Source organism: Paenibacillus barengoltzii NBRC 101215 (genome assembly GCF_004000745.1).
GTDB classification, from domain to species: domain Bacteria; phylum Bacillota; class Bacilli; order Paenibacillales; family Paenibacillaceae; genus Fontibacillus; species Fontibacillus barengoltzii.
The window spans coordinates 1-1,771 of the sequence record NZ_BILV01000142.1; the positions used below are offsets into that span (position 1 = coordinate 1).

Here is a 1,771-nt window from a genome sequence, read left to right on the forward strand (position 1 = left end):
CTCCTCGTATAGTATCTTTAAAAAGCTCTTTTAGGTTCATTTCCATCCCCCCGGGGGATGGAAAACAGCCTCCAAATTTCCAGCTTGTTCTTTGAAAATTCCATCAGGGACTGGACTTTCCGGTATGCCTCTGGACAATGGAACGTAGGGTCCATTCGGGGAAATCCTTCTGCCTCCAGTAGCATCGTCTACTCCTTAAGTCTGTTTCTCCGGTACGCGTCTGAGCTTCTTACCCGCTGGCTGTTCCCTTCGGCATCCCATGCCCGGTTTTAGCAGATCCGGGGCAGCTCATGGCCCGAAGTGTGTCCTCATACGCGAGGGTGATAGATCTGCGCGTGCGCCGGAGGCATCCCGGAGCGTCCATTCCCTGAATCCCTAGCGAAAGGAGGAATTTCACTTGAAGCTTTTTGTCGGTATTGACGTGAGCTCGCAAGAGCTCGAAGCGTGTTTCATGAACGCTGACGGTGACAAGCTTGAGACACTCACCGTCAAAAACAATTTGAATGGCGCCTCGCACTTGCGTGACCAAATCGTCGCTGCAGCGGACAAGTTGGCCGTCACCGAGATTCACATCGGCTTGGAAGCCACTTCCGTCTACAGCTGGCACCCTGCCATGTACCTGCATCAGGATCCAGCGCTTCGAGAGCGCAAGGCCAAGGTGTTCACCTTGAACCCCAAGCTCATCAGCAAGTTCAGAGAAGCCTATGCGGATATGGACAAGACCGACCGGCTCGACGCCTGGGTCATTGCGGATCGCCTGCGCTTCGGCCGCCTGACGACCACCATCGTCATGCAGGAGCAGTATGTCGCCCTTCAACGCCTCACGCGCATGCGTTTCCACTTGGTCCATAACTTGGCTCGCGAGAAGCAGTACTTCTTGCAGAACCTGTTCTACAAGTGCAATGCGTTTACAACCGAGGTCGACAGCTCCGTGTTTGGCCATGCGCTCATGGAGATGCTCTCCGAGAAGTTCAGCCTCGATGACATCGCCGAGATGGACGTGGCCGATCTGGCCGACTATCTGCGGGACAAGGGACGCAATCGTTTCCCCGATCCCGAGCGGGTCGCCCGCTGCATTCAGCAAGCTGCCCGCGCCTCCTATCGGCTGTCCAAGGTCGTGGAGGATTCGATTGACCTGGTGCTCGGCACCTCCATCGAATCCATCCGCAGCATCCAGAAGCAGCTCAAGGATCTCGACAAAGCGATCGAGCGGGTCCTCGACGGCATTCAAGGCGCTCAGTGCTTGCTGTCAGTGCCCGGCATCGGCAAAGTCTATGCAGCCGGTCTGCTCGGCGAACTCGGCGATATTGAACGGTTCAAGGATCAAGCCGCCGTCGCCAAGTACGCAGGTCTGACGTGGCGCAGGCACCAGTCCGGCGTCTTCGAGGCGGAGGACACCGCCCGCATCAAATCCGGCAACCGATTCCTGCGCTACTACCTCGTTGAAGCTGCCAACTCGGTTAGGATGCGCGATGAAGAATTCGGTGAATATTACCGGAAGAAGTATCACGAAGTGCCCAAGAATCAACACAAACGCGCCCTCGTCTTAACGGCAAGAAAACTCGTGCGTCTGGTCGATGTGCTGCTACGCAGCGGCCAACTCTACACGCCTCGAAGGAAGGTGAATAGCGCCAAGGATTAACGCCTCCTTTGCCTTAGTCCTTCACGAATTCCCAGTAAAAATCTGGTATCTGACATGGTTTTTGGCTGGGTTTGGTTTGATGCGCCCTTTTTTCGTGACTCCGCGCTCAACAGGCACGGGAAATTTCCA

The 1,771-nt window shown here is 55.7% G+C and carries 1 protein-coding gene; it reads left to right on the forward strand.

Annotation, left to right across the window (positions count from 1 at the left end):
- The first annotated feature begins 397 nt into the window (after positions 1-397).
- Positions 398-1,642, forward strand: coding sequence for an IS110 family RNA-guided transposase (locus tag PBA01S_RS22470; RefSeq protein WP_016310842.1), 1,245 nt, complete (start codon positions 398-400; stop codon positions 1,640-1,642).
- Positions 1,643-1,771: the final 129 nt, after the last annotated feature.